This window comes from Streptomyces sp. NPDC043680 (genome assembly GCF_056436685.1).
Map to the genome: position 1 here is coordinate 254,954 of NZ_JBWKCE010000002.1, position 26,807 is coordinate 281,760.

Genomic DNA, 26,807 nt, shown 5'->3' on the forward strand with positions numbered 1-26,807 from the left:
GCGGTGAGCGCCTTGGCCGACCGCACCGAAGACCGCTGGGACGACGGCTTCATCGCCCGCTCGCGCCGGATCGGCGAGCGGACGGACGAGGACGGCGACGACGATGACGACGCGCTGGTACGGGCCCTGTCCGGGGCCGGCAGCGACGGCGGCAAGGTCCCCTCACCGCCGCCGAGCCCCGAGGCGCAGGCCCTGCGGCTGCGCCTCGACGCGCTGCGCCAGCTCGTCGGGCTGTCCCGTACCCGCATCCTCGACGGCAAGAGCCTCACCGAGGCCGGGCGGGTTCTCGACGAGGCCGCCGCGCGGCGCGGGCTGTCGGCGCAGCACACGGTCGTCGCGATCGCCGGAGCCACCGGAAGCGGCAAGTCCACGCTCTTCAATTCACTCGCCGGTGTGCAGATTTCGGAGACCGGGCTGCGCAGGCCGACGACGGCCGCGCCCATCGCCTGCAGCTGGTCGGACGGGGCGGCCGGGCTGCTCGACCGGCTGGAGATCCCGGGACGGCTGCGCCGGCGGCCCCGCGAGACCTCGGAGGCCGAGGCGCTGCGCGGGCTGGTCCTCGTCGACCTCCCGGACCTGGACTCCGCCGTCGGCGCCCACCGCGAACACGTGGACCGGGTGCTGGCGCTGGTCGACGCGGTGGTGTGGGTGGTGGACCCGGAGAAGTACGCGGACGCGGTGCTGCACGAGCGGTACCTGAGGCCCCTGGCCGGACATGCCGAGGTGACGTTCGTCGTGCTGAACCAGGTGGACCGGCTGCCCGCGGACGCGGTCGACCTCGTCCTCGACGACCTGCGGCGCCTGCTGGACGAGGACGGCATCGCGCTCGGTGAGCACGACGAGCCCGGGGCCACCGTCCTCGGGCTGTCCGCGCTGACCGGAGAGGGCGTCGGGGAACTGCGCGAGCTCCTCGGACAGTTCACCCAGGAGAAGGGGGCCGCCACCCGGCGCATCTCCGCCGACCTCGACCGTGCGGCGCTGCGCCTGCGCCCGCTGTACGTCGTCGACGGTCGCCCCGCACCGGAGATCGGGGAGGCGGCGCGCGCCGAGTTCGAGGACCGGCTCGCGGAGGCGGTCGGCGCGCATGCGGCCGGGCTCGCCGCGGAGCGGGCCTGGCGGCGCAATGCGGGCAAGGCGTGCGGCACCCCGTGGCTGCGGCTGTGGCGGTGGTACGAGAGCCGGCGCGCCCCGCGCACGCTGTCCGGGCTGGCCGCACTGGCGGCCATGGGCCGCGGGGCCGCCGGCCCGGACGGGCCGGACGAGGAGGAGGTCACCGCCCGGCAGCGGGTGGAGCAGGCCGTACGCACGGTCGCCGACGCGGCGGCCGCCGGACTGCCCGCCCCCTGGGCGCAGGCGGTACGCGAAACCGCGGTCCGCGGGGCCGAGGACCTCCCGGAGGCGCTGGACGAGATCGCGGTGACGCTGGGGGCGGCCGTCACGGTGCCGCGGGTCAAGCCGCCGCGCCCCGCATGGTGGCCGGCGGCGGTGCTGGCGCAGGCGGCCATGACCCTGCTGCAGGTCTTCGGCGGGCTGTGGCTGTCCGGGCAGATCGTGGGGGTGCTTGAGCCGCGCCTGCTGCCGCCCGTGCTGCTGATGGTGGCGGGCATCGTCGGCGGGCCGCTGGTGGAATGGGCCTGCTCGCTCGCGGCCCGGGGCCCGGCACGGCGGTACGGGCAGGACGCGGAGCGACGGCTGCGGCAGGCGGCGGCCGGCTGCGGCCGGGCCCGGGTGCTGGAGCCGGTCGCGGCGGAGCTGCTGCGCTACCGGGAGGTGCGCGAACAGTACGCGGCCGTCGCCACAGGGGGGAACAAGTTGTCCACAACCCGCCAGTAGTCCACAGGCCCGAGCGGGGACCGGCGGCCGGCTCCAGCATGGGTTCCAGCGCGTGCGGACGGTCCGTACGGGTGAGGACGTGCGGGGGAGGGCGGCCGCGATGAACGACACCGTGGTGACGCTGATCGGCCATGTGGCCACGCAGATCGACTACAAGGAGACGGTGAGCGGGCCCTCGGCCCGGTTCCGGTTCGCCGTCACGCCGAGGTACTTCGACCGGCGCAAGGACGCCTGGGCCGACGGCTCCACCAGCTTCTACACCGTGTGGGCCCGGCGCACCCTCGCCGTGAACCTCGCCGGCTCCGTATCGGTAGGGGAGCCGCTGGTGGTGCACGGACGGCTGCGCGTCCGTGAGGACCCGCCCGACGGGGACGGCAACCGCGGGTGGTTCTCGGCGGAGATCGACGCCACCGCCGTCGGGCACGACCTGAACCGGGGTACGGCGGCGTTCCGCCGGGTCGTGAAGGCGGAACCGGCACTGATGGCCACTCAGAAGGCGGCGGTGGTCTGAGTGTTCGAGGCGGCTAGGATTCCCCGGTACTCACGGGCACTTGGGTCTTTGGCCCGAAGGGGAAGACTGTGTCGATTGCCGTTCCCGCATCCTCCGCTCCTGGTTCCGCTCCTTCTTCGCTCCACCGTGCCGCCACGCCTCCCGGCGCGCCGGCGGCCGCTCCTGCGGCTCCTGTCGTCCCTGCGGTTCCTGCTGTCCCCGTGGCCGGCACCGGACCTGCTGCCCGGGCGGTGCCGACAGCGCCCGTACGCGGTTCCGCGCGGCGGCCGCTGGCGGTGGCACTGCTGGCCGCGGCCCTCGCCACCGCGCCCGGCGCATCGGCGGCGGCCGACTCCGGAGGACCCGCGTCCAGAACCCCGGAGGGCGCGAGCGCCGTGCTGGACGGGCTGAAGACGTACGGGCAGGCCGTCCTGCACGCCCGTGACGGCTCGGTCCGGCAGATCCCGGCCGGGCTCTACGAGATGCGGGTCGACGGTGGCGGGATGCTCCAGACCTACGGGGTCGGCGTGGCCGGCAATGCACAGCCCCAGGCCCACTACACGGAGAGCGGCTGGAGCGGCAGCCCGCTCGCCGGGAACGGCGAGGCCGGCCGCATCCGCTGGGTGCTGGAGCACTCCTACCCCCAGCTGAACGACCTGGCCGGGCTGGCGAAGGCGGCCGGTGCCGGGGCGCTCACCGCGGAGAGTGCCGCGGCCGGGACCCAGGTGGCGATCTGGCGGCTGGCGGACGGAGCACAGGTGGAGGCCGCCGACCCGGCCGCGCAGAAGCTCGCCGACTACCTCCAGCGGTCGGCGGGGCGGCTCCCGGAGCCCCCGGCCTCGCTGAGGCTGGAGCCGGGCAGCGTCTCGGGCGCGGTGGGCACCAGAATCGGCCCGGTCACCGTGCGGACGGGGGCGCAGAGCGTGGCGGTCGCCCCCGACGCGGCGGCCGTGGCGATGGGGGTGCGGGTGGTCGACGCCGAGGGGCAGCCGCTCACCAGCGCCGCCAACGGGAGCCGGCTGTACTTCGAGGTCCCCGCCGGCACGCCGGACGGCACGGCCTCGGTCACCGTCCAGGGCTCGACCAGGGTCCCGGTGGGACGCGTCTTCACCAGCGGGGTCCCGGCGCAGGCGCAGATCGTCGCCGGATCGAGCCAGTCCTCGGCGGCGGCGACGGCGACCGCGGTCTGGCCGCAGCCGGTCGTGGCCGAGGCGGCCCGGGGCGAAGCGGTGCCCGCGAACCAGACCTCCGCCGCCGCTGCGGCCCCGGCCGGCCCGGTCGGCACCGGCGAGGAGCGCCTCGCCACCAGCGGCAGCTCGGCGGCGACCCCGGTCATCGCCTCCCTGGCGGTCGGCCTGGTGGTGCTGGGCGGTCTGGTGGTCCTCCTGGTCCGCAAGCGTCCCCTGGACGAGGAAAACCAGGCGTAGCCGGTCGGCGCGCCCGCGGGTCGGCGGCGGGCCCGCCGCGTCGCGGCCCGCGCCTGGGCCACCCGGGGGCCGTGGGCGGGGCGTTGATTCGGGGGGTGGGGCGCGGGGTAGGCGAAGGCAATGGGTGATCAACAACTGACCTTGCGGGGTGCGGCAGCGCGGTGGGACCGGGCGCTGTTCGACGCGGTGGCCCGGCGGCACTGGCCCGGCGCCGACCGGGTGTTGCCGCGGCTCGGGCGGGCGGCCAACCACGGAGTGCTGTGGGGCGGGGCCGCCACGGCGATCGCCGTCTTCGGCTCGGCCCGGGCCCGGAAGGCCGCGCTGCGGGGCGCCGCCTCACTGGCGCTGGCCTCGGCGACCATCAACACCGTCGGCAAGTGGTCCGTACGCCGGCCCCGGCCCCTCCTGGACGGGGTGCCCGCCGTGCGGCAGCTGGCGACGCAGCCGCAGACCACCTCGTTCCCGTCCGGGCATTCGGCATCGGCGTTCGCCTTCGCCGCCGGGCTGGCGCTGGAGTCGCCCGGTTGGGGGGCGCTCGTGGCTCCGGTGGCCGCATCGGTGGCGTTCTCCCGTGTCTACACGGGGGTCCACTACCCCTCCGACGTGCTCGCCGGGGCGGCGCTGGGAGTGGGCGCCGGGTTCCTCGTACGGCGGATCGCCCGCGGCGTCGAGGAGGCGCGGGTCGTACCCGGCGACGAGCGGGTCGCCTCCGGGGCTCCCGCGCTGCCCGACGGGTCCGGGCTCGTCGTGGTGGTCAACACCGGGTCCGGCACGGCCGACGACGCCGGGGTCGACGTCCTGCGGGCGCGGCTGCCCAAGGCCGAGGTGGTCGAGTGCGACGGCGCGGACCTGCCCGGGGAACTGGCGGCGGCCGCCTCCCGGGCCACCGTGCTCGGAGTGTGCGGCGGCGACGGCACCGTCAACGCCGCCGCGACCGCCGCGCTGCGGGCCGGGGTGCCGCTCGCCGTGTTCCCCGGGGGCACGCTGAACCACTTCGCGCTGGACCTCGGCCTCACCGGAGCCGAGGACACCTGCCGCGCCGTTGCCGCGGGCCAGGCGGTGCGCGTCGGCGTGGGCCGCTTCACGCCCGGCCCCCGCGGAAAGACCGGCCCGGGCAACGACGACTCCGGCTACTTCCTGAACACCTTCAGCATCGGCGCCTACCCCGAACTGCTGCGGCACCGGCTGCGCTGGGCACCCCGGATCGGCGGCGGCCCGGCCGCACTGCTCGCCTCGTGGCGGGTGCTGCGGGCGGAGCGCCCCGTGGGGGTGCGGCTGGCCGGGCGGCCCCGCAGGGTGTGGTTGCTCTTCGCGGGCAACGGCACCTACCACGGCACCGGCCCGACCCCCCGCCGCCGCGAGCACCTCGGCGAGGACGTGCTCGACCTCCGGCTCGTCTACGGAGGCGGCCGCCCCGGCCCCCGGCTGCTCGCCGCAGCCTTCGCGGGCCCCCTCAGCCGTTCCCCGGTCCACACCGCGACCCACCTGCGCAGCCTGCGCATCGCGGACATCCCGCCGGGCACCCCCTTCGCGTACGACGGGGAGTACGCCGAGGCCCCGGCCGCCCTGGTCCTCGACAAACTCCCGGACGCCCTGACCGTCTACCGCCCCCGCTGACACCCGGCGGACAGCAGGTGAGCCGCCCGGGCGGGCCCGGCGCCCGCGGCCCGCGGCCCCGGCCCGCGGCCCGGCGCTCCCGGCCGGCCCTGGTCCGGGGCCCTCGGCCCGCACCCGGTCGGAGGGGCCGGCGCCGGCCGGGATCCGGCGGACGACTTCGCGGGGCCCGCCCCGGACCTGCCCCGCCTCCGCTGACCTGCCGGAACACCGCCCGTCGGCACCACCCGCACCCGTCCCCCGAGCCTGAACGGGTTTCCCCCGTGGGGTGGACGTCAGGCAAGATGGGGTGTATCTGCCCACCATCGATCTGCCGGACGGTTTCTCTTGGCTGAGTTCATCTACACCATGCGCAAGACGCGCAAGGCGCACGGCGACAAGGTGATTCTTGATGACGTCTCCTTGAACTTCCTGCCCGGCGCGAAGATCGGTGTGGTCGGCCCCAACGGCGCCGGCAAGTCCACCGTCCTGAAGATCATGGCGGGCCTGGAGCAGCCGTCCAACGGCGACGCCTTCCTGTCGCCCGGCTTCACCGTCGGCATCCTCATGCAGGAGCCCCAGCTCGACGAGTCGAAGACCGTCCTGGAGAACGTCCAGGACGGCGCCGCCGAGACCATGAAGAAGCTCAAGCGCTTCAACGAGGTCGCCGAGCTGATGGCGACCGACTACTCGGACGCACTCCTCGAAGAGATGGGCAAGCTCCAGGAGGACCTGGACCACGCCAACGCCTGGGACCTCGACGCGCAGCTGGAGCAGGCCATGGACGCCCTGGGCTGCCCGCCCGGCGACTGGCCCGTCACCACCCTCTCCGGTGGCGAGAAGCGCCGCGTCGCGCTCTGCAAGCTGCTGATCGAGGCCCCGGACCTGCTCCTCCTCGACGAGCCCACCAACCACCTCGACGCCGAGTCGGTGAACTGGCTGGAGCAGCACCTTTCCAAGTACTCGGGCGCCGTGGTGGCCGTCACCCACGACCGGTACTTCCTGAACAACGTCGCCGAGTGGATCCTGGAGCTCGACCGCGGCCGCGCCCACCCGTACGAGGGCAACTACTCCACCTACCTGGAGAAGAAGGCCGCGCGTCTGAAGGTCGAGGGCCGCAAGGACGAGAAGCGCCAGAAGCGCCTCAAGGAAGAGCTGGAGTGGGTCCGCTCCAACGCCAAGGGCCGCCAGACCAAGTCCAAGGCCCGACTCGCCCGCTACGAGGAGATGGCGGCCGAGGCGGACAAGATGCGGAAGCTGGACTTCGAGGAGATCCAGATCCCGCCGGGCCCGCGTCTGGGCTCGATCGTGGTCGAGGTCAACAACCTCTCCAAGGCGTTCGGCGACAAGGTCCTCATCGACGACCTGTCCTTCACGCTGCCGCGCAACGGCATCGTGGGCGTCATCGGCCCCAACGGCGCCGGCAAGACCACGCTCTTCAAGATGATCCAGGGCCTGGAGACGCCGGACTCCGGCGCCATCAAGGTCGGCGAGACCGTCAAGATCTCGTACGTCGACCAGTCCCGCGCCAACATCGACCCCAAGAAGACCCTCTGGGCGGTCGTGTCGGACGAGCTGGACTACATCAACGTGGGCCAGGTCGAGATGCCGTCCCGCGCGTACGTGAGCGCCTTCGGCTTCAAGGGCCCGGACCAGCAGAAGCCGGCCGGCGTCCTGTCCGGTGGTGAGCGCAACCGCCTCAACCTGGCGCTGACGCTCAAGGAGGGCGGCAACCTGCTGCTCCTCGACGAGCCCACCAACGACCTCGACGTCGAGACCCTGTCCTCGCTGGAGAACGCGCTGCTGGAGTTCCCCGGTGCGGCCGTGGTCATCTCCCACGACCGCTGGTTCCTCGACCGCGTCGCCACGCACATCCTGGCGTACGAGGGCGAGTCCAAGTGGTACTGGTTCGAGGGCAACTTCGAGTCGTACGAGAAGAACAAGATCGAGCGTCTCGGCCCGGACGCGGCCCGTCCGCACCGTGCCACCTACAAGAAGCTCACGCGAGGCTGAGGCCGACACCATGGCCAGACACCACTACCGGTGCCCCCTGCGCTGGGCGGACATGGATGCCTTCGGGCACGTCAACAACGTCGTCTTCCTCCGCTATCTGGAGGAGGCGCGGATCGACTTCATGTTCCGCCTGGCGCCCGGGGAGGGCAGTGAGTCCTTCACGGGCGGCTCCGTCGTGGCCCGCCACGAGATCGACTACAAGCTGCCCCTCGTGCACCGCCACGAGCCGGTCCTCATCGAGTCCTGGGTGACCCGTATCGGCGCCGCTTCCCTGACCATCCGCTACGAGGTCAAGGACGAGGCGACCGAGGACCGGCCGGAGACGGTCTACGTCCGCGCGGAGACCGTGGTCGTGCCCTTCAACCTCGCCGAGGGGCGGCCCCGCCGCATCACGGCCGAGGAGAGGCGCTTCCTGGAGGAGTACCTCGACGAGCCCGCGCCAGCCGCCCGGAAGACCTCCGAAGGGCGCATCGCGGCATGACCGGACAGCTGCGCTTCGCCGACTCCGGGGAGGCGGCGGACCTCGCCGCCTTCCTGGGCCGGCTGGTCCACTACGACCGGGCCGCAGCCGTCCGGCTCCAGGCGGGCGGCGGAGCGGCGCTCGCCGTCTTCGGGCGCCCGCCGTCGTTCGAGGTCCTCGCCATCCGTACGGTGCGGCTCGCCGCACCCGCGGCGCTGCCGCTGGACCTCACCGTGTCCGCCGGCGAGCTGCTGGAGTCGGTGGACGAGGGCTCCGCGAGCGCCCTCGTCCCCGGGCCGGTCACCGGCCCGCCGTGGGCCGGGGTCCTCCCGCCGCGCGGCGGCTGGCAGCAGGTGCCGGGGCTGCCAGACCCCGAGGCGATCCGGGCCGCCGTGGCCGGCGCCGTCGCCGAGTTCCGGGCCCGCGACGAGGCCCTGCCCCCGCAGCACCGGACCCGGTCCGAGCGGGACCGCATCGGCCGCGAGATCTGGTCCCGGACACTGGGCGACACCGAACTGCCCCTGCGCGCCGTGCACGCCGCGCAGTCGCTCGGCTTCCTGCGGCCGGTCCGCTCGACCGTCTCCAGCGGGGCGCCCGCACCGGGCCGTGCCCCGGAGCCGGTGGCGCTGCTCGCCTCCGGCGGCTGGCTGCGGCTGCGGACCCCGTACGGGTCGATCGCGCTGCGCCGCCCCGGCGGGACCGGCGCGCTGGGCGCCCTCCAGGTCCGGCCGGTCTAGCGCTCCGGCCGGTCCAGCGCTCCGGCCCGCGCCCGGCGCCGGATCAGCCCGCCGTGTTGATCATCGAAGCAGCGGCGTACGTCAGGTAGCGCCACAGCTGCGCCTCGTGCTCCGGCGCCAGCCCGAGCTCGTCCACCGCGACCCGCATGTGCCCCAGCCAGGCGTCGTGCGCCGCCGCGTCCACCTGGAACGGGGCGTGCCGCATCCGCAGGCGCGGGTGCCCCCTGTTCTCGCTGTACGTGTTCGGCCCGCCCCAGTACTGCATGAGGAACAGCGCGAACCGCTCCTCGGCCGGACCGAGGTCCCCCTCCGGGTACATCGGGCGCAGCAGGGGGTCCTGCGCGACTCCCTCGTAGAAGCGCCGGACCAGACGGCGGAAGGTCTCCTCGCCGCCCACCTGCTCGTAGAAGGTCTGCTCCTGAAGCGTGCCCCGCGGAATCTCATTCACCCGACCATCGTCTCAGACACCCGGACGGAGGACCGGGGTCCTAGGACCGGTACGTCAGCTGCTCCGTCCGCCGGGGCGCGGGACGTGCGTTCGCCCGTACGCGGGCCCATGAGCTCGCCTCCCGGGCCCGCGCGCAGGACAGTGGACCCATGGGTGCCCACTCCGCTCGCTCCGCACGCACACACGGCAGCACCGCACCCGCCGAGGCGCGGGACCTGCGGGAGGTCGCGCACGCCGCCCAGGTGCGTGAGCTGACCGCCGCCGGGGTGCTGGAGGACCCCGCCTGGCGGGCGGCCTTCTCGGCGGTGCCCCGGCACGTCTTCGTCCCGTACTTCTTCACCGGCCGGGGCGCCGGACACGAGAGGCTGTGGGGCGAGGACCCCGACCCCGCCCACCGGGCCCGCTGGCTGCGCGGGGTCTATGCGGACACCCCGCTCGCCACCCGGCTGCGCGACGGCGTGCTGGTGTCCTCCAGCAGCCAGCCCTCCCTGATGGCGAAGATGCTGCACGCGCTGGACGTGCGCGAGGGGGACAGCGTCCTGGAGATCGGCACGGGCACCGGCTACAACGCCGCCCTGCTCTGCCACCGGCTCGGCGACGACCGGGTCACCACCGTGGACCTCGACGAGGAGATCACCGAATCCGCCCGGGAGCACCTGGCCCGGCTCGGCTACCGGCCCACCGTGGTCACCGGCGACGGCGCGCGCGGCTGCCCCTCCCGGGCCCCCTTCGACCGGATCCTGGTGACCTGCACCCTGCCGCTGATCCCGCACGCCTGGCTCGGCCAGTGCCGACCGGGGGCGCGGATCCTGGCTCCCCTGTCGACCGGGCTGATCGCGCTGACGGTCCGGGACGCCGCTTTGGCGGAAGGCCGCTTCCTGCACACCCCGGCGTACTTCGTCCCGCTGCGCGGGGCCACGGCGGCGCCCGCCGAGCTGTCCGGGGCGGCGCACGAGCTCCCGTACGAGATGGTGGAGAACGAGCGCTTCCAGTTCATGCTGCTGCTGACGGCGGGCACGCTGCACCCCCGCGAGGCGCTGGACCTGTGGCGCGGTGAGGGCCGCCCGGGCCGGGAGCGCTTCGGGGTGACCGTCACCGCCGAGGGGCAGTGGTCGTGGCTCGACGACCCCCAGGGTCCCTACGTGTGGCCCCTGGGGGAGCCGCAGACGGTCTGAGGGCCCGCCTTTCGCGCAGGCCAGGCCGGATCAGGTCCCGGCCCGATCATGCCCCGCGGGGCCTGCTCAGCCCCGGCGGATGGTGATCGTGGTCCAGGCGCCCACGTGGACCCGGTCCCCGTCGGAGAGCGGGACCGGGACGTACGGCTGGATCGGTTCCTCGCCGCCGTTGATGGTGGTGCCGTTGGTGGAGTTCTGGTCCACCACCGCCCAGCTGCGGTCGGGCTGCTGGACCAGCACCGCGTGCTGGTGCGAGACGCCCGGGTCCTCCGGGGGCACCGACAGGTCGATGTCCGGGGACTCGCCCGTGGAGGCGCGGCGGCGGCCGATCGTGATCTGGCTGCCGGACAGCGGCAGGTGCTGCTCCGGGGAGTACGCGGGCAGGTTGAGCCCGGCCGCCTCAGGGCCGCTGCGCTGCATCATCGCCATGAAGTACGAGCGGTCGGGGCCGATCGTCGCGGTCCAGGAACCGCCGTTCTGGGGCGGGAAGGGCTGGTGGTACTCCTGCGGCGCAGGGGTCTGCTGCTGGTACGGCGGCGCAGACGTCTGGGCCTGCCCCTGGTGCATCGCCTGCACCCCCTGCGTCGGCTGCATCTGGTGCTGCTCGTGCGCCGGAGGCGGCAGCAGCCAGTCGTCCTCGCGCTGCAGCGGCTCGGCCGGCCGGTTGACCCGGGACGGGCGGGAGCCCTGGTACTCGAAGTGGTCCTGGGAGAAGGGGGCCTGGGCCGCCGTCGGCGGCGGGGGCGGCGGCGGGGTGAACCCGGCGCCAGTGGGCGTACGCGTCAGGAAGTTGTACCGGCATTCCTCGCAGAACGGGGCCATGGCCTCGCGCGGCGTCCGGCACTGCGGGCAGAGCTCCGCCTGGGCCGTGGGCTCGCCGGTGGTGGGCGGGTAGCCGTAGGAGGGAGCCGGGCCGGCAGCCATGCGGTGGCCGCAGACCTCGCACCAGTCGTCGGAGGCGGACTGGTGCCCGTTCGGGCAGGTCGGCATGGCGGCTCTTCCCCCTTCAGCCTGCGTCATCGCGTCAGGTCTTCTCAGGTGTCTCAGGTCTTCTTCACTCGAACGGTCTGCGTCGAACGCGTTTCAAGAGTCATCTCGTCCGCATCCGCGACCTTTGCTTTCAGCCGCACAGTACCCGCCGCGGCGTCGACGACATCCACCACCTTCGCCAGCAGTTTGGCCGTGTCCGCGTTTCCGGAGGCACTCGCCAGCTGCACGGCACGGCCGAGCTTGGCCGTCGCACCGCCGACATCGCCCAGTTTGCGGGCTTCGAGGCCCTGTTGGATAGCCTGCGCCAGCTCCGCCTGACCCGTGTAGTGCGCCACCTGCGGGTTGATGGCGGTGGAGGCGGCCAGGTCGTTCGTCCACACGGCCCGCACGAGTCCCTGGGCGAGCGTGGTCGCCGGCTCCCCGGCAGCGCCGGGCAGCACGAGCGTGGCCCGGGCGGCCAGCATCTCCTGGCCGACGTTGGCCGCCGGGACGCGGACGCACACGTGGTACTCGCGGGACTCGTCCCCCCAGGAACCGGTCGGGTAGTCACCGGCGCGCGGGCCCGCCTCGCTGCGGCGGTCGGAGAGGTCCTGGAGGGTGGGCGCGACCTGCTTCACGTACTGGATCTCGACGCCGACCGGGGTCCAAAGCCGCAGCGCGACGTCCGCGACCTCCTTGCCCATGACGTTCTCCATCATGCGCGTGAAGTCCTCGGTGAGGTGCGCCGGATCGGCCACGATGTCGGCGGAGCCGAGCAGCGCGCTCGCGATGCCGGTGACCTCCTTGACCTCCCAATCGGTGCCCACCCCGCGGGCATCGCAGGTGAAGCGGCCCGCGACCGCGTCGAGGGTGGCGCGGAGGGCGGCCGGGTCCTCGTGCTCGTTGCGGCCGTCGGTGAGCAGGATGCCGTGCCGGATGGTCGCGGTGGACTGGCGCAGCAGGCCGTCGGCGAGGCGCAGCCAGGTGCCGATGGCGGTGCCGCCGCCGGAAGTCAGGGCCCGGAGCGCCTCCTTGGCCTGGGCGCGGGTGGCGGGGTCGGCGACGGCGAGGCGGCCCTGGCCCGGGTAGACCTCCTTGGCCACGTGCGTACCGGCGATGACGGCGAACGAGGTGCCGTCGCGCAGCGTGTCGATCGCGGCGGCCGTGGCCTCGCGGGCACCGCGCATCTTGTCGGGCGGGTACTCCATGGACCCCGAGCAGTCCACCATGATCACGACGGCGGCGCTGCCCCGGTCGGCGATACGGGTGGCGGTGGCGCCGCCGGTGGAGGTGACCGTGACGATGGCGTGGACGTCCCGCCCGCCCTCGGGGAGGAACTCGTTCTGGTACACCTCCACGCTGAAGCGCGGGGCGCTCGGCTTGGCGAAGTTCGCCATCGGTCGGACTCCTAGGACAGAGGCTTGGGGGAGGCGGAGCGCAGGTGGAGCGGGTCAGACCTGCGGGCGTGCTGCGGCCTGCGGCTCCGTTCCGGGCTGCGGTACCGGTTCCGGTTGCGCGGCCGGGGGCGCCGGCGCGGCCGGGAGCTGCGGCGCGGTGAACGGGACGACGGCCACCGTCACGTTGTCGTGGCCGCCCCCGTCGAGGGCGTGGCCCACCAGGACCTGCGCGCTGTGCAGGGGGCGGGTGGCGGCATCGGGCGGCAGAACCTGCGCCATGTCCCGGGCGGACTCGGCGTAGTTCCACAGACCGTCCGTGCACACCACCACGACGCCCGGGTGGTCCGGCTTGAAGATGGCGGTGTGCGGCTCCAGGTCGTAGGCATCGGCCCCGAGCCAGCCGGTGATGGCGTGGGCGCGGACGTCCGCGTAGGCCTCCGCCTCGCCCATCAGGCCGGCCGCGACCATCTGGGCCGCCCAGGAGTCGTCCTCGGTCAGGCGGCGGGGGAGCGCGGCGCGGTCGTCGGGAACCCAGTACGCGCGGCTGTCGCCGACCCAGCCGATGGTGAGCAGGCCGCCGCTGACGACCGCGCCGACCAGCGTGCAGGCGGGGGCGTTCTGGGCGCCGGGGACCTCGGGGGCCAGGGCGTTGACGGCGGCGGCAGCGGCCAGGATCGCGTCGTGCATGGCCTCCTGGGGGTGGGCCCCGCGGGGCAGCGCCTCCAGCAGGGCCTCGTTGGCGGCGCCGGCCGCGGCGGCCGAGGCCTCGTCGGGGCGGCTGGCCGAGGAGACGCCGTCGCAGACGATGGCGACGGTGGCGGCGGAGCCGTCGGGCAGGGCGGTGGCCGCCACGGCGAACGAGTCCTCGTTGCGGTGGTGGCGCAGGCCCCGGTCGCTGACGGCGGCGACGCTGCCGAGTTCCTCTTCCAGGTGGTCGCGCTCGCGGGGCTGGGCGTGCCCGCAGTGCTCGCAGTAGCCGTCGGTGTCGACCTGGCCGGCCCGGCAGGCCACGCAGGTCTTGCCCTGCGGGCCGCCGGTGGCCGCGCCGGGGGCGGTGTCGTACGTCGGCTCGTGGGCCGGCGGGGCCGCATGGCCCGGCTCCGCGGGTGCGCCGTCGACCAGCGTCGGCGGCGCTTCCCCCACCCCGCCCCACCCGGGCGCGGGCTCCGGCGCGGGGGCGGAAGGGCTCGGCACCGCGGAAGGGCTCGGCTCCGCGGGCCGGCTCGGCTCCGCGGGCCCGGAGGCGTGCGGGCCGTGGCCGCCTTCGGCGCCGGGGCGCGGGGCTTCGGGACCCGGGCCGAAGGGGGCGCCCGCCGGGGGCGCGGACTGCGGCTCCGGCGGCCCGGCCGCTTCCCGCCGGGCGGGGGCAGGTTCGGGCACGGCGCCGAACTGGCCGGCCGACGGGGCGGCGGGGTATCCGCCCGGGGCGGGCGAGTGGGCCACGGCGGCGTAGGCGCCGGCCTCGGCCGGCCGGCCGCTCGCCGCCCGCGGCACGGCTTGGCCCGCCGAACCGGAGTGGCCGGCTGCGCGGCCGGGGCCGTCGGCCTCCGGGGCCCGGGCCGCAGGGGCCTGGGCCCCGGCCGCGCGGGTGGCGGCCTCGGCCCACGGGGCGGAGTGGCCGGCCGGCCGGGAAGGGGCGCCGGCCGGAGCGTCGCCGCCGCCGGAGCGGCCGGTCGACCGGGGTGCCGCGTGGGCGTCGGGCACCGGAAGGCGCAGGGTGGGGCGGTCCCCGGAGGGAGGGGCCGGCACAGCGGTGACGGGGGAGCCGCAGACGCCGCAGAAACGGTCACCCTCCTCAAGGGGCTCCGCGCAGCTGGGGCAGCCAGACGGCCGATGCATCGACATCACTCACACCCACGTCCGGGGACGGAAACGGTTTGCCCGCTCCACCAGTTCGATCCTGTCCTCGCCCCGCTGCGCCAGCCGCGCGAGCACGCGGTACGAGCGCTCCAGGCCGAAGCGCAGGCCCCGCTCGTCCAGTTGACTGCCGAGCAGCGAGTTCCGGCCGGGGTCGGCACCCCGGCTACCCGACAGTACCCAGTCCAGGGCCGCGCCCAGAACCTCCGTCGACAGCCGCTCGTACCGCACCGGGTCCAGGCCGAACCGCTCCAGCGCCTCCACCTGCGCGGCAGCCGCCACCAGGTCCGGCAGCAGGGCCTCCTGCGGGGAGCGGTCGCGCAGGCGTGCCCGTACCGCCGCCACCCGTGCGGCGGTGTAGTGGATCGACGCCTCCGGTACGGACTCCAGCGCGCGCACCGCTGCGGCCCGGTCCCCGGCGGCCAGTTGGACCCGGGCCAGGCCGAAGGCGGCGCTCACGAAGCCCGGGTCGGTGGTCCACACGAGCCGGTAGTACTCGGCGGCGTTGTCCAGCTGCCCGAGGATCTCCGCGCACAGGCCGAGCGCCAGCTTCGGCGCGGGCTCGCCCGGGAACGCGTCGTAGATCGCGTCGAAGGACAGCGCCGCGACCTCGTCGTCACCGGTGGCCAGCGAGGCGATCCCGCGGGCCCACACCACCCGCCAGTCGTCCGGATGCAAGGCCTCCAGATCCGTCAGGGCAGCCCCGGCCGCGGGCAGTTCGCCCAGCTCCAGCCGGGCCCTCAGCTCGCGCAGCCGCAGCTCCGCCGAGTCGGCGGGCGCCGAGCCCAGCGCGGCCAGCAGGTCCGCCGGGGCGGAGGCCAGCAGGCCCGCCAGGAAACCGGCATTGGGGTCGGCGGGGTCCACCAGCGGCACCGGCAGGGCGAGCGCCGTGTCCCGGGTGTCCAGCGCGGCCAGGGCGGTGTTCCGCGGCAGGGGCGCGGCGGCCGCCGGCACCGCCGGGGTGGGCGCCGCGGGGGCCTGCCGCGGAGCCGGTACGGCGGAGCCCGGCCCGCCGGCCCGGTGCGTCGCCGCACCCCCGAGCGGCTCAGCGGGGCCCGCGCCCCCCGGTCCGCCCACCGCGACCCCGCCGGACGACGGAGCCGGGACCTGGGCCGGAACCGGAGCGGCAGCCGCAGCCGCACCCGAAGCCGGACCGCGGCCCGGGAGCAGCGCCGCCAGCCCCGTCCGGCGCGGCGGCGCCACCGGCCGGACTCCCAGCCGGGAGACCTCCGCCCCCGCCGCCTCGGCGAACAGGCGGGTGTCCGGAACCCTCAGTTCCGGCCCGAAGAGCGTGGAGAGCTGCGGCCGCGGGCGGCCCGTCTGCAGAGCGACGACCTCGCGCAGCACACCGGTGAGCTGGTCCGCCATCTCCTGCGCGGAGGAGAACCGGCGTCCCGGGTCCGGGTCGGTCGCCCGCACCAGCAGCCGGTAGAAGGACTCGTACCGCCGGAACACCTCGATGTGCTCCGGATCGGGCAGCGAGTCCACGAACACGTTCGTGTAGCCCTGGAAGTCGAAGGTCAGGACGGCCAGCGTGCGCGCCACCGTGTAGAGGTCGGAGGCCACCGAGGGGCCGAGCTCGGCCACCTCCGGCGCCTGGTACCCCACGGTGCCGTATATGGCCGACTCCTCGTCGTCCATCCGCCGGACCGCGCCCATGTCGATCAGCTTCAGCTGGTCCTGCTGCTGGATCGCGTTGTCGACCTTGAAATCGCAGTACAGGAGGTTTCTGCTGTGCAGGTGGCCGAGTGCGTCGAGCGCCTCGATCCCGTACGCACAGGCCTGCTCCACCGGCAGCGGGTCCCGGCGGCCGTCCGGCCGGCGCCGCTCGTTCGCGATCTCCTTCAGCGATTTGCCGCCTACGTACTCCATGACGATGTACCCGTCCAGCGAACCGGTCCGCTGGTCCAGGTGCTCCACGAAGTTGTAGATCCGCACGATGTTGGAGTGCTCGATCTCCGCGAGGAAGCGCCGCTCCGATATCGCGGCTTCCATCGCGTCCTGGTCGCCGGTGTCGAGCAGGCCCTTGAGCACCACCCACCGGTCCGACACGGCCCGGTCCACCGCCAGGTACACCCAGCCCAGACCGCCGTGCGCCAGACAGCCGGCCACCTCGTACTGCCCGTGGACGACCTCGCCCGCCCGCAGCTTGGGCACGAAGGAGTACGGGTGCCCGCACTTGGTGCAGAATCCCTCGGTCCGGCCCGGCCGGTCCCCGCGGGCCCGGCCCACCGGAGCCCCGCAGTCCGACCGCGAGCAGAACCGCTTGCGCTCGGGCACCTCCGGGTTCTCCAGAACCGCGGTCGAAGGATCGGGACGCGGCACCTCCGGGACGCTGACCAGCCCGGCGCCGAGCCTGCCGCGCCCCGAGGCCGCGGAGCCCGAACCCGAACTGCGCACCGACACGGAACGGCTGGACGCCGCCCCGGACAGCGAGCGCGACAGCCGGCCCGAGACCGAACGCCGCGAGGAGGACGAACGCGAGGAACGGGCGGAGTGCGAGGAGCGCGCCGAGGCCGAGGAGGACCGGCCCGAGCTCTGCGAGCGGTGACCCGGGCCCTCTCCGTGGCGTGCCGCGCTGGTCAACCCGGTCGGCGGCGACACCAGCTTCTCCGCACCCGCCGACACGGCGCCGACGGGCGCCAGGCCGCAGGTGTCGCAGTAGACCTCGCCGCCGCCCATGTCCTCGTACGTCCCCGGGCAGCCGGGGCGCATGCACGCGGTTCCGACCAGGCTCATGCGTCCTCCTTCCCCGGCTCGTCCTGCCGGTGCTGCTGCGGTGCGAGTGCTTCGGCCGCGGCCTGCTGATAGCGCAGCACGGCCTGCTCGGCGACCCGCAGATCGCAGGGCGCGCTCCAGAGCATCCGCCGGGCCGCGTCGTACCGCTCGCTCAGGAGCGGATCCTCCGCCAAGCCGTGCCGGGCGACCTTCGCCTTGTAGGCGTCCAACCGCCCGCGCAGCTCGGCCCGTACGGCCAGGGGGGCCGTCACCGCCGTCAACGATGCGCGGGCCCGCCGCAGTTCCTCCTCGGCGCGCTCCTCCAACGACTCCAGCAGCGGCGAGAGCCGGTGCCACTGCGCCTGCCGCCGGTACTCGGCCGCCGCCGCCAGCTGCTCCTGCAGCACGGTCGGCGGGCCGCTCACCGCGGGCACCTCGGACGCCGCGATCTTCGCCAGGACCTCGCCGCGGGCCGTCCGCGCCTCCGCCAGGGTCCGGTCGGCCCGCGAGAGCACGTCCCGCAGGACCATCAGCCGCTGCTCGGCATCCTGCCGGACGGCCAGGACCGCCTCGATCTCCCGGCGTACGTCCTCCAGCGCGAGCGCCGCCCGGTCGTAGCGGGCGGTGTCCGGGCGGCCGCCGCCCGGGGCGGAGCTCCCCGAGGCCGGCTGCCAGAAGGCCAGCGGATCCGCGATCACCTGTGCCCGCAGCTGCGCCAGTTCGGCGGTGATGGCCTCCAGGTCGTCCCCCGAGGGGTGCTCCCCCGGGCGGACCCCCACCGAGTGGGCCAGCGAACGGGTGCGGTGCAGCTCCGCCGCGAGCAGGTCGATCCGGGCGGGCAGGGCCGACCACACCGAGTCGGCGGCGACCACCACGTCGAGCGAGTTCGCGTACAGCTCGTTCATCCGGGTCACCAGCTCGGCGAGGGAGAGCCGCTCCGCCAGGGCCACGCCCTCCGCGCCGGCGCCCGCGATCAGCACCCCGGGCCCGCGCAGCCGCTCGGTCAGCTCGACCAGGTCCTCACGGCCCGGCCAGCGGCGCCGCTCCCGGATCTTGCGGGCGGCGTCCAAGGCGCCGCTGTAGGCGTCGAAGTACGTCCACAGCCGGGTGATGGCGGCGTCCGCGGCGGCCCAGCGCTCCTTGGTGACCCCGGTCAGCGCGGCCCCTTCCAGGAGCCGCCGCCCGGCGTGGTCCTGAAGGGCGAGCAGCGAGGTCTCGACCGCCTCGTGTTCCGCGCCGAGCCGGGCCAGGGCGCGGTCGACGTCGTCCCGGTCCATCACTGCCGAACCAGCCTCCACCGCTCCCGCTCCCGCCTCCACCGGCCCCGCCTCCGCCTCCGTCTGCGCCTGCGCGTCTGCCTGCGACCTCGCCCTCCCGACCCCGGGGTGCGTCCCCGCCACCGGCCTCAGCCGTCCCGGTACTTGGGGGCGGGCGGTCCGGCCACGCCGGGCAGCACGGGCTTGAGGTGGGTGACGTAGGCCTGCATCCAGGGGCTGCTGTCGCCGCCCGCGCGGTAGTTCTCCAGCACCTTGTTGACCCGGCGGACCAGGTCGGTGGCCCCCTTGTTCATGGCCACCCCGTAGAACTCGCGGGTGAAGGGGGAGCCCACCAGGCGCACCGAGGGGTCCTGCGCGGCCTGGCCGGCCGCGAGCGCATTGTCGGTGATGATGCCGTCGACCTCGCCGAGTTGGAGCCGGACCAGGCAGTCCAGCTGGTTGGGCACGCTGACGGGCACCGCGCCGTACGACTGGGCCTTGAGCGCCGCCTCCGCGGTGGAGCCGGCCGCCGTGCAGATCCTGCGGCCCTTCAGCGAGGGGTCGTACCCGGTGATCGGCGAGCCCTTGGGGGCCAGCACCTGCTGCCCGGCCTCGAAGTAGGCCGTGGAGAAGGCGACCTCCTCCAGCCGCTTGCAGTTGATCGTCATGGTCCGTACGACCACGTCGACGCGGCCGTCCTGGAGGGCGGGGATGCGCTGGCTGGTGGGGACGGCCCGGTAGATCACCGCGTTCTCGTCGCCCAGGATGTCCTTGGCGATGGCTTTGACCAGCGCGATGTCGAAACCGTCGAGGCGGCCGTCGACCGGGTTGCGGTAGCCCCACTTGAAGCTGTTCTGGTCGACGCCCGCGACGAGCTTGCCCGCCTTGCGGATCCGCTCGATGGTCGGCCCGTCCACCGCGGAGGGGCGCAGGCTGGCCTCCGGGTCCTGGCAGGTGTCGGTGAGCGTCCAGGGAGCGGCCCCGATCGGGGCCGGCTGGTGCACGACCGCCGGGCGGGTGGCTTCCGGGGCGGCGTGCGCCAGCGGCAGCAGCACGGCGGCGGCCGTCACCGCGCAGGCCGCGGCCATCGCGCTCACCCCGCCCCAGCCGCGCAGCCGGCTCGCCGGGCGGCGGCCGCCGCCGTGGCCCTCGTCCTCGCGCCTCACGCGTATCCGCATCGCCGTCACCTGTACTCCGAAAGCCGGCGCCCGATGCCGAGCAGGGCCGCCGCGGCGCCGATGGCCGCCAGGGCCGCCGCACCCGTCATCAGACCGCTCAGCGCACCGAGCCCGTCGCGGGCCGCCCGGGTGAACTCCCGCTGCTCATGGGCCACTGCCTCTTCCAGCGAGGCGTCGACCGTGTCGAACGAAGCCCCGCTGCTGTCCTTGTGGTCCTTGTCCCCGATGACCTGGGGCAGGGCGTCCTGGTAGTCGCCTCTCAAGTCGGTCTCCCGGGCCGCCGCGTGCCGCTGCTTCCACTGCTTGACCCCGTCGGCGGCGCGGGTGACCGGCGCCCGGCCGCCGGCGTCGTCTGCCAGCCGCAGCGCCGTCGCCAGCCCGGCGTCCAGCTCCTTCATGTTCTTGGTGAAGTCCACGTCGTACTTGTCCGACTTGTTGTCCGCGGTCTGCACGGCGCCGCGGGCGATCAGCGTCAGATTCTCACTGGCGCGCGCCTGAAGCGAGGCGATCCGCGCGTCGTTGAGCACTTTCAGCGACTCCTGCCCCTCGGCGCGGGCGGTATGCAGCTCCGACCGGGCGACCGTGTGCCCGACGGCCAGCCACAGCAAGACCACCAGGGAGGCGCCCGTCGCCGTCACCAGTCCCTGGTTGAACACCCGGTTGGTCCGGAGGTAGTTGCGGCGCTGCGCCCATCCGAGGGCGACCAGCGCCAGCAGGCCCGCGCCGAGGGCGGCCAGTGGCAGCGAGCGGGCGTCGTCGTAGTCCGTGTAGAGCCGGTCGGTCTCCGCCTCGTACAGCCGCTGGGCGGCGGGCAGCAGCTGCGTGGTCATCTGCTCGTTGGCATAGCGCAGATAGGCGCCGCCGAGCGGAAGGCCCTGCTTGTTGGTGGCCCGCGCCTGCTCGATCAGGCCGGTGTAGCGGGGAAGCTGCTCGCTCAGGAGGGTGATCTGCTTGCGGGAGTCCTCGTCCGCCCCGGTGTTGGCGGCCGCGCTCACCAGCAGCCGGGAGGCGTTGGCGATGTCCTTCTCGTACCGCTCGCGGACCTCGCGCGGCTCGTCCCCGCCCGCGAGGAAGCCGCTGGAGGAGGCGGTGTCGGCATCGGCGAGGGAGCGGTAGATGCTCGCCGCGTCCGCGCTCAGCGGCTGGCTGCGGCCCACCACGTCGTCCGCGGCGCCCACCCGGTCGGCGATCTGCCACAGGGTCACGGCACCGAACAGCAGCACCAGCGCCGCCAGCACGGCGCCGATGATCCGCAACCGGCCGGGCTCGGTGGTCGCGGCCGCGCGCAGCCGCTCCACGCCCTCCGCCCAGGCGGTGCCCCGCCGGGGCGGCCCGTCGGGGGGCGGCCCCGCCGGCGGCACGACGGCACCGCCACCCGGCGCGTGCGCGCGTGATGTGATGGCCACCGTGACCTCCCCCTCGGTCCTGACTGCCCCCGGCTGCCGCCGGGGGGTACCCCCATCGCAGCAGTATGGCCGTACCGGCGGTCAACCACAGCACCCGATGCTGGATCTTGACGAACCACCGCCCGGCGGTGCCCCCTCCCCTCCTTCACCGTGAATACGTCTGCACCGCCGCCACGGTTCCAGACCGGCGGCCGCTCCGGGCAGGTTCACCCGAAATGGGCACGGAGTTTTTCGCGGGCCCCGCCCGCGGCCCCCAGCGCGTCGAGTCCCAGCAGACCGGCCCCCAGCACCGGAGGCGCCGCCACCACCGACACCCGGGCGCGCGGAGCCCGTTCGGCCAGACCGGCCGTGATCCGCCCGATCAGCTGCGGATGCCCGGCTGCCAGCACCCCGCCCCCGAGCAGTACCGGAGCCTCCTCCTCCAGCAGGTCCAGCCGGGTCAGCGCCACCGCGGCCAGGGCCACCACCTCGTCCGCCTGCCGCTCCACGATCGCCGAGGCCACCGGATCGCCCGCCGCGGCCACCGCGAACAGCACCGGCACCAGCTCGTGGATGCGCCCCTGCGCCACGGTGCCCAGGTGCAGCGCCTCGATCAGGGCGGCCATGGAACCGAGCCCGAAGTGGCCGGGCAGCGCCGCCGCCAGCGCGGTCGGCCCGCCGCGGCCGTCCTCGGCCCGCGCCGCCCACCACAGGGCCTCCGGGCCGAGGAAGCCCCCGCCGCCCCAGTCGCCGGAGATCCGCCCGACCGCCGGGAACCGGGCGGTGCGCCCGTCGGGCAGCATGCCGGCGCAGTTGATGCCGGCCCCGCACACCACCGCGACCCCGCGCGGCCCGTCGGCCCCGTCCAGCCCCGCCCGCAGCACCGCGAACGTGTCGTTGCGCACCTGCGTGGCCGTGCCCCAGCCGCGGCTGCCGATCGCCCGGGCGAACTGCTGCTCCTCCACCGGGAAGTCGGCATTGGCCAGACAGGCCGAGACCTGGTCGGCGTACGGCACCCCGGGGCGCGGCCAGGGCAGTCCGGCCGCCTCGGCGGCCTGCGCGACGGCCTGCCCGAGGACGTCGACCGCGGCCTCGACGCCGTCGCGCTGCGGCTGGAAGCCGCCGGAGCGTCCACAGCCGAGGACGGTGCCGTCCGCGGCGATCAGCGCCGCGTCCGTCTTGCTGTTGCCCGCGTCGACGGCCAGGACCGCCGGCCGCGCGGACCGGGACACCCCGGGCGCCTCCGGCCGCGCGGACCCGGACACCCCGGGCGCCTCCGGCCGGGCGGGTGCGGCCGCCCCGGCGGCCGGGGCGGGCTGGTTCAGGCCCATGCGAGGTGCTCCTTGTTGTGCGCGAGGAGCCGGTCCGTCAGCCCCTCCGCGCGGTCGAACTGCCCCACCAGCGGGTGCGCGAGCAAGGCCCGGAAGACCCGCTCCCGGCCGCCGCGCAGGGCCGCGTCGAGCGCCAGCTCCTCGTAGGCCGTGACGTGCGCGACCAGCCCGGCGTGCAGCGGGTCGAGCCGGGGCACGGCCAGCGGCACCGGGCCGCTGCGGTCCACCCGGGCCTGCACCTCGACGACGGCGTCGTCGGGCAGGAACGGCAGCGTCCCGTCGTTGCGGACGTTGACGACCTGGAACACCGGGCCGCCGCGGCCGCGGCCGTCGCCGAGCAGCGCCGCCGCCAGGTCCACGGCCGCCTCCGAGTAGAAGGCCCCGCCCCGCCGGGCCAGCAGCTCCGGCTTCTCGTCGAGGGCGGGATCCGCGTACAGGGCGAGCAGCTCCTGCTCCATGGCGGCCACCTCGGCGGCCCGCGACGGCTTCGTGCCGAGCTCGCGGACCACCTCGTCGTGGGCGTAGAAGTACCGCAGGTAGTACGAGGGGACGACGCCGAGGCGGTCCAGCACCGCGCGCGGAAGGCGCAGGTCCGCGGCGACGGCCTCCCCGTGCGCGGAGAGCAGCCCCGCCAGCAGGTCTTCCCCGTCCGGGCCGCCCCGGCGCACGCCCAGCTCCCAGGTGAGGTGGTTGAGCCCCACGTGGTCGAGGTGGACGTCGGCCGGCGCGAGACCGAGCAGCGCCGCGAACCTCCGCTGGAGGCCGATGGCCACGTTGCACAGTCCGACCGCCTTGTGCCCGGCCTGGAGCAAGGCCCGGGTGACGATCCCGACGGGGTTGGTGAAGTCGATGATCCACGCCTGCGGGTTGGCGCGCCGGACCCGTTCGGCGATGTCCAGCACCACCGGGACCGTGCGCAGCGCCTTGGCGAGCCCGCCCGCACCCGTGGTCTCCTGCCCGATGCAGCCGCACTCCAGCGGCCAGGTCTCGTCCCGCAGGCGGGCCGCCTGCCCGCCGATCCGCAGCTGGAGCAGGACCGCGTCGGCGCCCTCGACCCCGGCGTCGAGATCGGCGGTCGTCGTGACCACCGCGGGGTGCCCCTGCCGGGCGAAGATCCGCCGGGCCAGCGGGCCGATCAGATCCAGCCGCTCGGTAACCGGGTCGATCAGCACCAGCTCGCTCACCGGCAGGGTGTCGCGGAGCCGCGCGAAGCCGTCGATCAGCTCGGGCGTGTAGGTGGAACCGCCGCCCACCACTGCGAGTTTCATGGTCACTAGCCTTTCACTCCGGTCAGGGTGACGCCTTCGACGAATGCCTTCTGGGCGAAGAAGAAGAGGATGATCACCGGTGCCATGACCAGCACCGTTGCCGCCATGGTGAGGTTCCAGTTGGTCTGGTGCGCCCCCTTGAAGGACTCCAGTCCGTAACTGAGCGTCCAGGCGGCTGGGTTGTCGGAGGCGTATATCTGCGGGCCGAAGTAGTCGTTCCAGGCGCAGAAGAACTGGAACAGCGCGACGGCGGCGATGCCCGGCCTGGCCATGGGCAGGACCACGCGCAGCAGTGTGCGCAGCTCGCCGCAGCCGTCGACCCTGGCCGCGTCCAGGTACTCGTCGGGGATGGTCAGCAGGAACTGGCGGAGCAGGAACACGGAGAACGCGTCGCCGAACGCCATCGGGATGATCAGCGGCCACAGCGTGCCCGACAGGTCCAGCTGCTTCGCCCAGAAGAGGTACATCGGAATGACCACCACCTGGGGCGGCAGCATCATCATGGCGATCACCAGCAGCAGCGCGAACCGCCTCCCGCGGAAGCGGAACTTCGCGAGGGCGTAGGCGACGGGCACCGAGGACAGCACGGTCAGCAGGGTGCCGAGGCCCGCGTAGAGCAGGGTGTTGCGCCACCAGGTCAAGAACCCGGGGGTGTGCCAGACCTTGGCGTAGTTGCCCCACTCCCAGGTGTCCGGGACGAGGTCGCGGGTCAGTGCCTGCTGGTCGCTCATCAGGGAGGTCAGGAACAGGAAGACGAAGGGGAGTGCGAAGAACAGGGCGGCGGCGACGGCGAGGGAGTGCACCCCGACCCAGTGCAGTACGGCCTTGCGGTGGGGCTGCGTCACAGCCGTGCGGGTCATGTCGCTCACCTCAGTCACCTGCCCCGATCAGTCCGCCGCGGCGGCGCATCAGCAGCGCGGTGAAGGCCATGGAGAGGGCGAAGAGGACCAGCGCGACGACACAGGCGCTGCCGTAGTCGAACCGCTGGAAGCCGACGTTGTAGACGACCTGCGGCAGCGTCAGCGTGGACTTGTCCGGGTAGCCCGGTTCGAACTGCTGGCCCGAGCCGCCGATGACCCCGGCGGCCGTCTTCCCCGCCACCAGGGGCTGCGTGTAGTACTGCATGGCCTGGATCATCCCGGTGACCACGGCGAACAGGACGATCGGCGCGATGTTCGGCAGGGTGATGTGCCGGAAGCGCTGCCAGGGCCCGGCCCCGTCCAGCTCGGCGGCCTCGTACTGCTCCTTCGGCACGTCGAGCAGCGCCGCCATGAAGATCACCATCAGGTCGCCCACTCCCCACAGCGCGAGCGCGGTGAGCGCGGGCTTGGACCAGTCGGCGTCGGTGAACCAGCCCGGCGCCGGCAGGCCCACCGCCTCCAGCAGCGTGTCGACCGGGCCCGTGCCCGGATTGAGCAGGAACACGAAGGCCAGGGTCGCGGCCACCGGCGGGGCCAGGTAGGGCAGGTAGAACAGCGTCCGGAAGATCCCGGCGCCCGTCTTCACCCGGGTGATGAGCAGCCCGATGCCGAGGCCGAAGACGACCCGGCAGCTCACCATCACCACCACCAGCCACAGGGTGTTGCGCATCGCCGGCCAGAACAGCGGATAGTCGGTGAAGACGTACGTCCAGTTGTCCAGGCCGTTGAAGACGGGCTGGCGGAAGCCGTCGTACCGGGTGAAGGAGAAGTACACGGTGGACAGCAGCGGATAGCCGAAGAACAGGCCGGACCCGATCAGCCAGGGCGACAGGAAGGCCGCCGTCCGCAGGGCCGCTCTGCGGCGCTTGGCCCGCAGGGAGCGCGGGGCGTGCGGTGCGCGTGCGGATCGCGGGGGGTGCTGGGATCGCGGGGCGTGCGGGGAGACGAGGGTCATCGCGGGTTACTCCGCCTTCGCGATGTCCGTGTCGATCTGCCGGTCGGCCTTGGCGAGGGCGGCCGGGATGTCGGTGACCTCGCCCTTCTCGACCCCGTACGCGAGGTCCTGGAAGGTCAGCTGGTAGGTGCCGCCGTCGGCCTGCGCCGGGGTGGTGCTCGACTTGGGGTGGCGGGCGATGTCCAGGAAGGTCTTGAACTGCGGGGTCACCCGGAGGTCCGGGGACTCCAGCGCCGCCAGCGTGGAGGGCACGTTGTGGATGGCGTTGGCGAACGCCACGACCGCCTCCGTGTCCGTGGTCATGTACTTGACCAGCTCCCAGGCCGCGTTCTGCTTCCTGCTGCCCGAGGCGATGCCCATGACGGTGCCCGAGAGGTAGCCCTTGCCGTAGTCGGCCTCCTGGTCGTCCGGGACGGGCAGGGGCGCGGTGCCGATCTCGAAGGTGACCCCGGCCTCCTCGGCCATCGCCGCCCGCCACTCGCCGTCGACCTGCATGGCGACCCGACCCCGGTGGAAGGGGTGCTCGGCGCTCCACTCGTCGCCGAAGCCGGCGCGGAACCTCTCCAGCTTCTCGTAGCCGCCGAGCTTCGCCACCAGGTCCCTCTGGGCGGCCAGCATCTTCGCGAAGGCGGGGTCCTTGGCGAGGTTGGCCTTGCCGTCGGCGCCGAAGTACGTCGGGCTCCACTGGGCGGCCAGCCGCATGGGGGTGGTCTCGTAGCCGTGGTAGGTGGGCATGATGCCCAGCTGGTCGTACGAGTCCCCGTTGGGCTTGGTCAGTTTCTGCGCGGCCTCGGTGAACTGGCTCCAGGTCCTGGGCGGTTCGGTGATGCCCGCCGCCTTGAAGGCGTCCTTGTTGTAGACGAGGCCGTACGCGTCGTTCAGCAGCGGCAGGGTGCACTGGTTGCCGCGGAACCGGGTGTATTCCAGCAGGGTCTTGGGGAAGACCTTCGCCGGGTCGATCGAGGACTTCGCCAGGAAGGGGTTCAGGTCGGCGAAGGCACCCGAGTTGCAGAACTTGCCGACACTGTCCGTGGTGAAGGAGGACACCACGTCCGGGGCCTTCTCCCCACCCGCACGCAGCGCCTGGTTGATCTTGTCGTCGGTCATGTTGCCGGTGACCTTGACCTTGATGCGGGGGTGCGCCTTCTCGAAGCGGGCGATGTTCTCCTCGATGGCCTTGACCTCGCCCGGCGCCGACCAGCCGTGCCAGAAGCTGATCACCGTCTCCTTGGCAGGGTCGTCGGCGGCCCCGGACCCGCTCTGGCCCGTACACCCCCCGGCGAGGACGGATATCGCGGCCAGGGCGGTGGCGGCGGCGGTCAGGCGGCGGTTTCTGGGCATGGCGGTGCTCACTCTCTGTGCGGGGAGGAACGTTCCGGGAGGTGCCAGGGGGTGCG

21 protein-coding genes are annotated in these 26,807 nt (G+C 74.2%); 8 read left to right on the top strand and 13 right to left on the bottom strand.

What is annotated here, in order from left to right; all coding sequences use genetic code 11:
• The first annotated feature begins 3 nt into the window (after positions 1-3).
• The 7 genes from AC0666_RS04575 (at position 4) to AC0666_RS04605 (ending at position 8,553) form a co-directional block, all read left to right on the top strand.
• On the top strand, positions 4-1,833 hold the full coding sequence (locus AC0666_RS04575) for a GTPase (protein WP_468968058.1): 1,830 nt from the start codon (positions 4-6) through the stop codon (positions 1,831-1,833).
• Between the two features lie 100 nt (positions 1,834-1,933).
• The gene (locus AC0666_RS04580) at positions 1,934-2,344 is read left to right on the top strand and encodes a single-stranded DNA-binding protein (protein ID WP_356853714.1); all 411 of its coding nucleotides are present in this window, start codon (positions 1,934-1,936) and stop codon (positions 2,342-2,344) included.
• Between the two features lie 200 nt (positions 2,345-2,544).
• Positions 2,545-3,750, top strand: a complete 1,206-nt coding sequence (locus AC0666_RS04585; protein ID WP_478707083.1) for a thioester domain-containing protein — start codon at positions 2,545-2,547, stop codon at positions 3,748-3,750.
• Positions 3,751-3,870: 120 nt separating this feature from the next.
• The gene (locus tag AC0666_RS04590) at positions 3,871-5,367 is read left to right on the top strand and encodes a phosphatase PAP2 family protein (RefSeq protein ID WP_478707084.1); all 1,497 of its coding nucleotides are present in this window, start codon (positions 3,871-3,873) and stop codon (positions 5,365-5,367) included.
• Positions 5,368-5,691: 324 nt separating this feature from the next.
• Positions 5,692-7,356: an energy-dependent translational throttle protein EttA gene (gene ettA, locus AC0666_RS04595; protein ID WP_361713561.1), complete on the top strand. Its 1,665-nt coding sequence runs from the start codon at positions 5,692-5,694 to the stop codon at positions 7,354-7,356.
• A 10-nt stretch (positions 7,357-7,366) separates the two neighbouring features.
• Positions 7,367-7,837, top strand: a complete 471-nt coding sequence (locus AC0666_RS04600) for an acyl-CoA thioesterase (protein WP_361713563.1) — start codon at positions 7,367-7,369, stop codon at positions 7,835-7,837.
• The gene (locus tag AC0666_RS04605) at positions 7,834-8,553 is read left to right on the top strand and encodes a DUF8010 domain-containing protein (protein WP_478707085.1); all 720 of its coding nucleotides are present in this window, start codon (positions 7,834-7,836) and stop codon (positions 8,551-8,553) included. Before AC0666_RS04600 ends, AC0666_RS04605 begins: the two co-directional genes overlap by 4 nt.
• A gap of 43 nt (positions 8,554-8,596) precedes the next feature.
• Here the strand turns inward: AC0666_RS04605 and AC0666_RS04610 are convergent, their stop codons facing one another.
• Positions 8,597-9,001, bottom strand: a complete 405-nt coding sequence (locus AC0666_RS04610) for a globin (protein ID WP_356850635.1) — start codon at positions 8,999-9,001, stop codon at positions 8,597-8,599.
• 149 nt (positions 9,002-9,150) lie between these two features.
• Here AC0666_RS04610 and AC0666_RS04615 point away from each other — a divergent pair, with 149 nt between their 5' ends.
• Complete coding sequence (locus AC0666_RS04615) at positions 9,151-10,176, top strand: methyltransferase domain-containing protein (RefSeq protein WP_468968047.1); 1,026 nt, start codon at positions 9,151-9,153, stop codon at positions 10,174-10,176.
• A gap of 66 nt (positions 10,177-10,242) precedes the next feature.
• On the opposite strand, the gene AC0666_RS04620 is transcribed toward AC0666_RS04615, so the two are convergent.
• The 12 genes from AC0666_RS04620 to AC0666_RS04675 all read right to left on the bottom strand — a co-directional run bounded on the left by AC0666_RS04620 (position 10,243) and on the right by AC0666_RS04675 (position 26,751).
• Positions 10,243-11,166, bottom strand: coding sequence for an FHA domain-containing protein (locus AC0666_RS04620; RefSeq protein ID WP_468968045.1), 924 nt, complete (start codon positions 11,164-11,166; stop codon positions 10,243-10,245).
• A gap of 53 nt (positions 11,167-11,219) precedes the next feature.
• Positions 11,220-12,542, bottom strand: a complete 1,323-nt coding sequence (locus tag AC0666_RS04625) for a vWA domain-containing protein (protein ID WP_468968042.1) — start codon at positions 12,540-12,542, stop codon at positions 11,220-11,222.
• Positions 12,543-12,596: 54 nt separating this feature from the next.
• Positions 12,597-14,387: a PP2C family protein-serine/threonine phosphatase gene (locus AC0666_RS04630; RefSeq protein WP_478707086.1), complete on the bottom strand. Its 1,791-nt coding sequence runs from the start codon at positions 14,385-14,387 to the stop codon at positions 12,597-12,599.
• A 3-nt stretch (positions 14,388-14,390) separates the two neighbouring features.
• Entirely contained in the window at positions 14,391-17,138 is a 2,748-nt protein-coding gene (locus AC0666_RS04635) for a serine/threonine-protein kinase (protein WP_478707087.1), read from the bottom strand.
• Positions 17,135-18,394 carry a coiled-coil domain-containing protein gene (locus AC0666_RS04640; RefSeq protein WP_468968528.1) on the bottom strand — a complete coding sequence of 420 codons (1,260 nt, stop codon included), beginning with the start codon at positions 18,392-18,394 and terminating at the stop codon, positions 17,135-17,137. The genes AC0666_RS04635 and AC0666_RS04640 overlap by 4 nt, the downstream gene beginning before the upstream one ends.
• 128 nt (positions 18,395-18,522) lie before the next feature.
• A complete protein-coding gene (locus tag AC0666_RS04645; RefSeq protein ID WP_468582938.1) occupies positions 18,523-19,551 on the bottom strand; it encodes a glutamate ABC transporter substrate-binding protein in 1,029 nt (342 codons plus the stop codon).
• 5 nt (positions 19,552-19,556) lie between these two features.
• The gene (locus tag AC0666_RS04650) at positions 19,557-20,957 is read right to left on the bottom strand and encodes a hypothetical protein (protein WP_478707088.1); all 1,401 of its coding nucleotides are present in this window, start codon (positions 20,955-20,957) and stop codon (positions 19,557-19,559) included.
• Positions 20,958-21,163: 206 nt separating this feature from the next.
• A complete protein-coding gene (locus tag AC0666_RS04655; protein WP_478707089.1) occupies positions 21,164-22,267 on the bottom strand; it encodes an N-acetylglucosamine kinase in 1,104 nt (367 codons plus the stop codon).
• Positions 22,258-23,535, bottom strand: a complete 1,278-nt coding sequence (locus tag AC0666_RS04660) for a 6-phospho-beta-glucosidase (protein ID WP_478707090.1) — start codon at positions 23,533-23,535, stop codon at positions 22,258-22,260. Before AC0666_RS04660 ends, AC0666_RS04655 begins: the two co-directional genes overlap by 10 nt.
• A 5-nt stretch (positions 23,536-23,540) precedes the next feature.
• Positions 23,541-24,395 carry a carbohydrate ABC transporter permease gene (locus AC0666_RS04665; protein ID WP_468968031.1) on the bottom strand — a complete coding sequence of 285 codons (855 nt, stop codon included), beginning with the start codon at positions 24,393-24,395 and terminating at the stop codon, positions 23,541-23,543.
• A 10-nt stretch (positions 24,396-24,405) separates the two neighbouring features.
• Entirely contained in the window at positions 24,406-25,410 is a 1,005-nt protein-coding gene (locus AC0666_RS04670) for a carbohydrate ABC transporter permease (RefSeq protein ID WP_468968029.1), read from the bottom strand.
• Between the two features lie 6 nt (positions 25,411-25,416).
• The gene (locus tag AC0666_RS04675) at positions 25,417-26,751 is read right to left on the bottom strand and encodes an ABC transporter substrate-binding protein (RefSeq protein WP_478707091.1); all 1,335 of its coding nucleotides are present in this window, start codon (positions 26,749-26,751) and stop codon (positions 25,417-25,419) included.
• Positions 26,752-26,807: the final 56 nt, after the last annotated feature.

Coding starts and splice junctions, on each gene's coding strand:
- AC0666_RS04670 (WP_468968029.1), bottom strand. CDS start 25,410: ATGACCCTCGTCTCCCCGCACGCCCCGCGATCCCAGCACCCCCCGCGA.
- AC0666_RS04615 (WP_468968047.1), top strand. CDS start 9,151: ATGGGTGCCCACTCCGCTCGCTCCGCACGCACACACGGCAGCACCGCA.
- AC0666_RS04590 (WP_478707084.1), top strand. CDS start 3,871: ATGGGTGATCAACAACTGACCTTGCGGGGTGCGGCAGCGCGGTGGGAC.
- AC0666_RS04605 (WP_478707085.1), top strand. CDS start 7,834: ATGACCGGACAGCTGCGCTTCGCCGACTCCGGGGAGGCGGCGGACCTC.
- AC0666_RS04660 (WP_478707090.1), bottom strand. CDS start 23,535: ATGAAACTCGCAGTGGTGGGCGGCGGTTCCACCTACACGCCCGAGCTG.
- AC0666_RS04580 (WP_356853714.1), top strand. CDS start 1,934: ATGAACGACACCGTGGTGACGCTGATCGGCCATGTGGCCACGCAGATC.
- AC0666_RS04635 (WP_478707087.1), bottom strand. CDS start 17,138: ATGAGCCTGGTCGGAACCGCGTGCATGCGCCCCGGCTGCCCGGGGACG.
- AC0666_RS04665 (WP_468968031.1), bottom strand. CDS start 24,395: ATGACCCGCACGGCTGTGACGCAGCCCCACCGCAAGGCCGTACTGCAC.
- AC0666_RS04625 (WP_468968042.1), bottom strand. CDS start 12,542: ATGGCGAACTTCGCCAAGCCGAGCGCCCCGCGCTTCAGCGTGGAGGTG.
- AC0666_RS04600 (WP_361713563.1), top strand. CDS start 7,367: ATGGCCAGACACCACTACCGGTGCCCCCTGCGCTGGGCGGACATGGAT.
- AC0666_RS04640 (WP_468968528.1), bottom strand. CDS start 18,394: ATGGACCGGGACGACGTCGACCGCGCCCTGGCCCGGCTCGGCGCGGAA.
- AC0666_RS04645 (WP_468582938.1), bottom strand. CDS start 19,551: ATGCGGATACGCGTGAGGCGCGAGGACGAGGGCCACGGCGGCGGCCGC.
- AC0666_RS04630 (WP_478707086.1), bottom strand. CDS start 14,387: ATGTCGATGCATCGGCCGTCTGGCTGCCCCAGCTGCGCGGAGCCCCTT.
- AC0666_RS04675 (WP_478707091.1), bottom strand. CDS start 26,751: ATGCCCAGAAACCGCCGCCTGACCGCCGCCGCCACCGCCCTGGCCGCG.
- AC0666_RS04655 (WP_478707089.1), bottom strand. CDS start 22,267: ATGGGCCTGAACCAGCCCGCCCCGGCCGCCGGGGCGGCCGCACCCGCC.
- AC0666_RS04620 (WP_468968045.1), bottom strand. CDS start 11,166: ATGCCGACCTGCCCGAACGGGCACCAGTCCGCCTCCGACGACTGGTGC.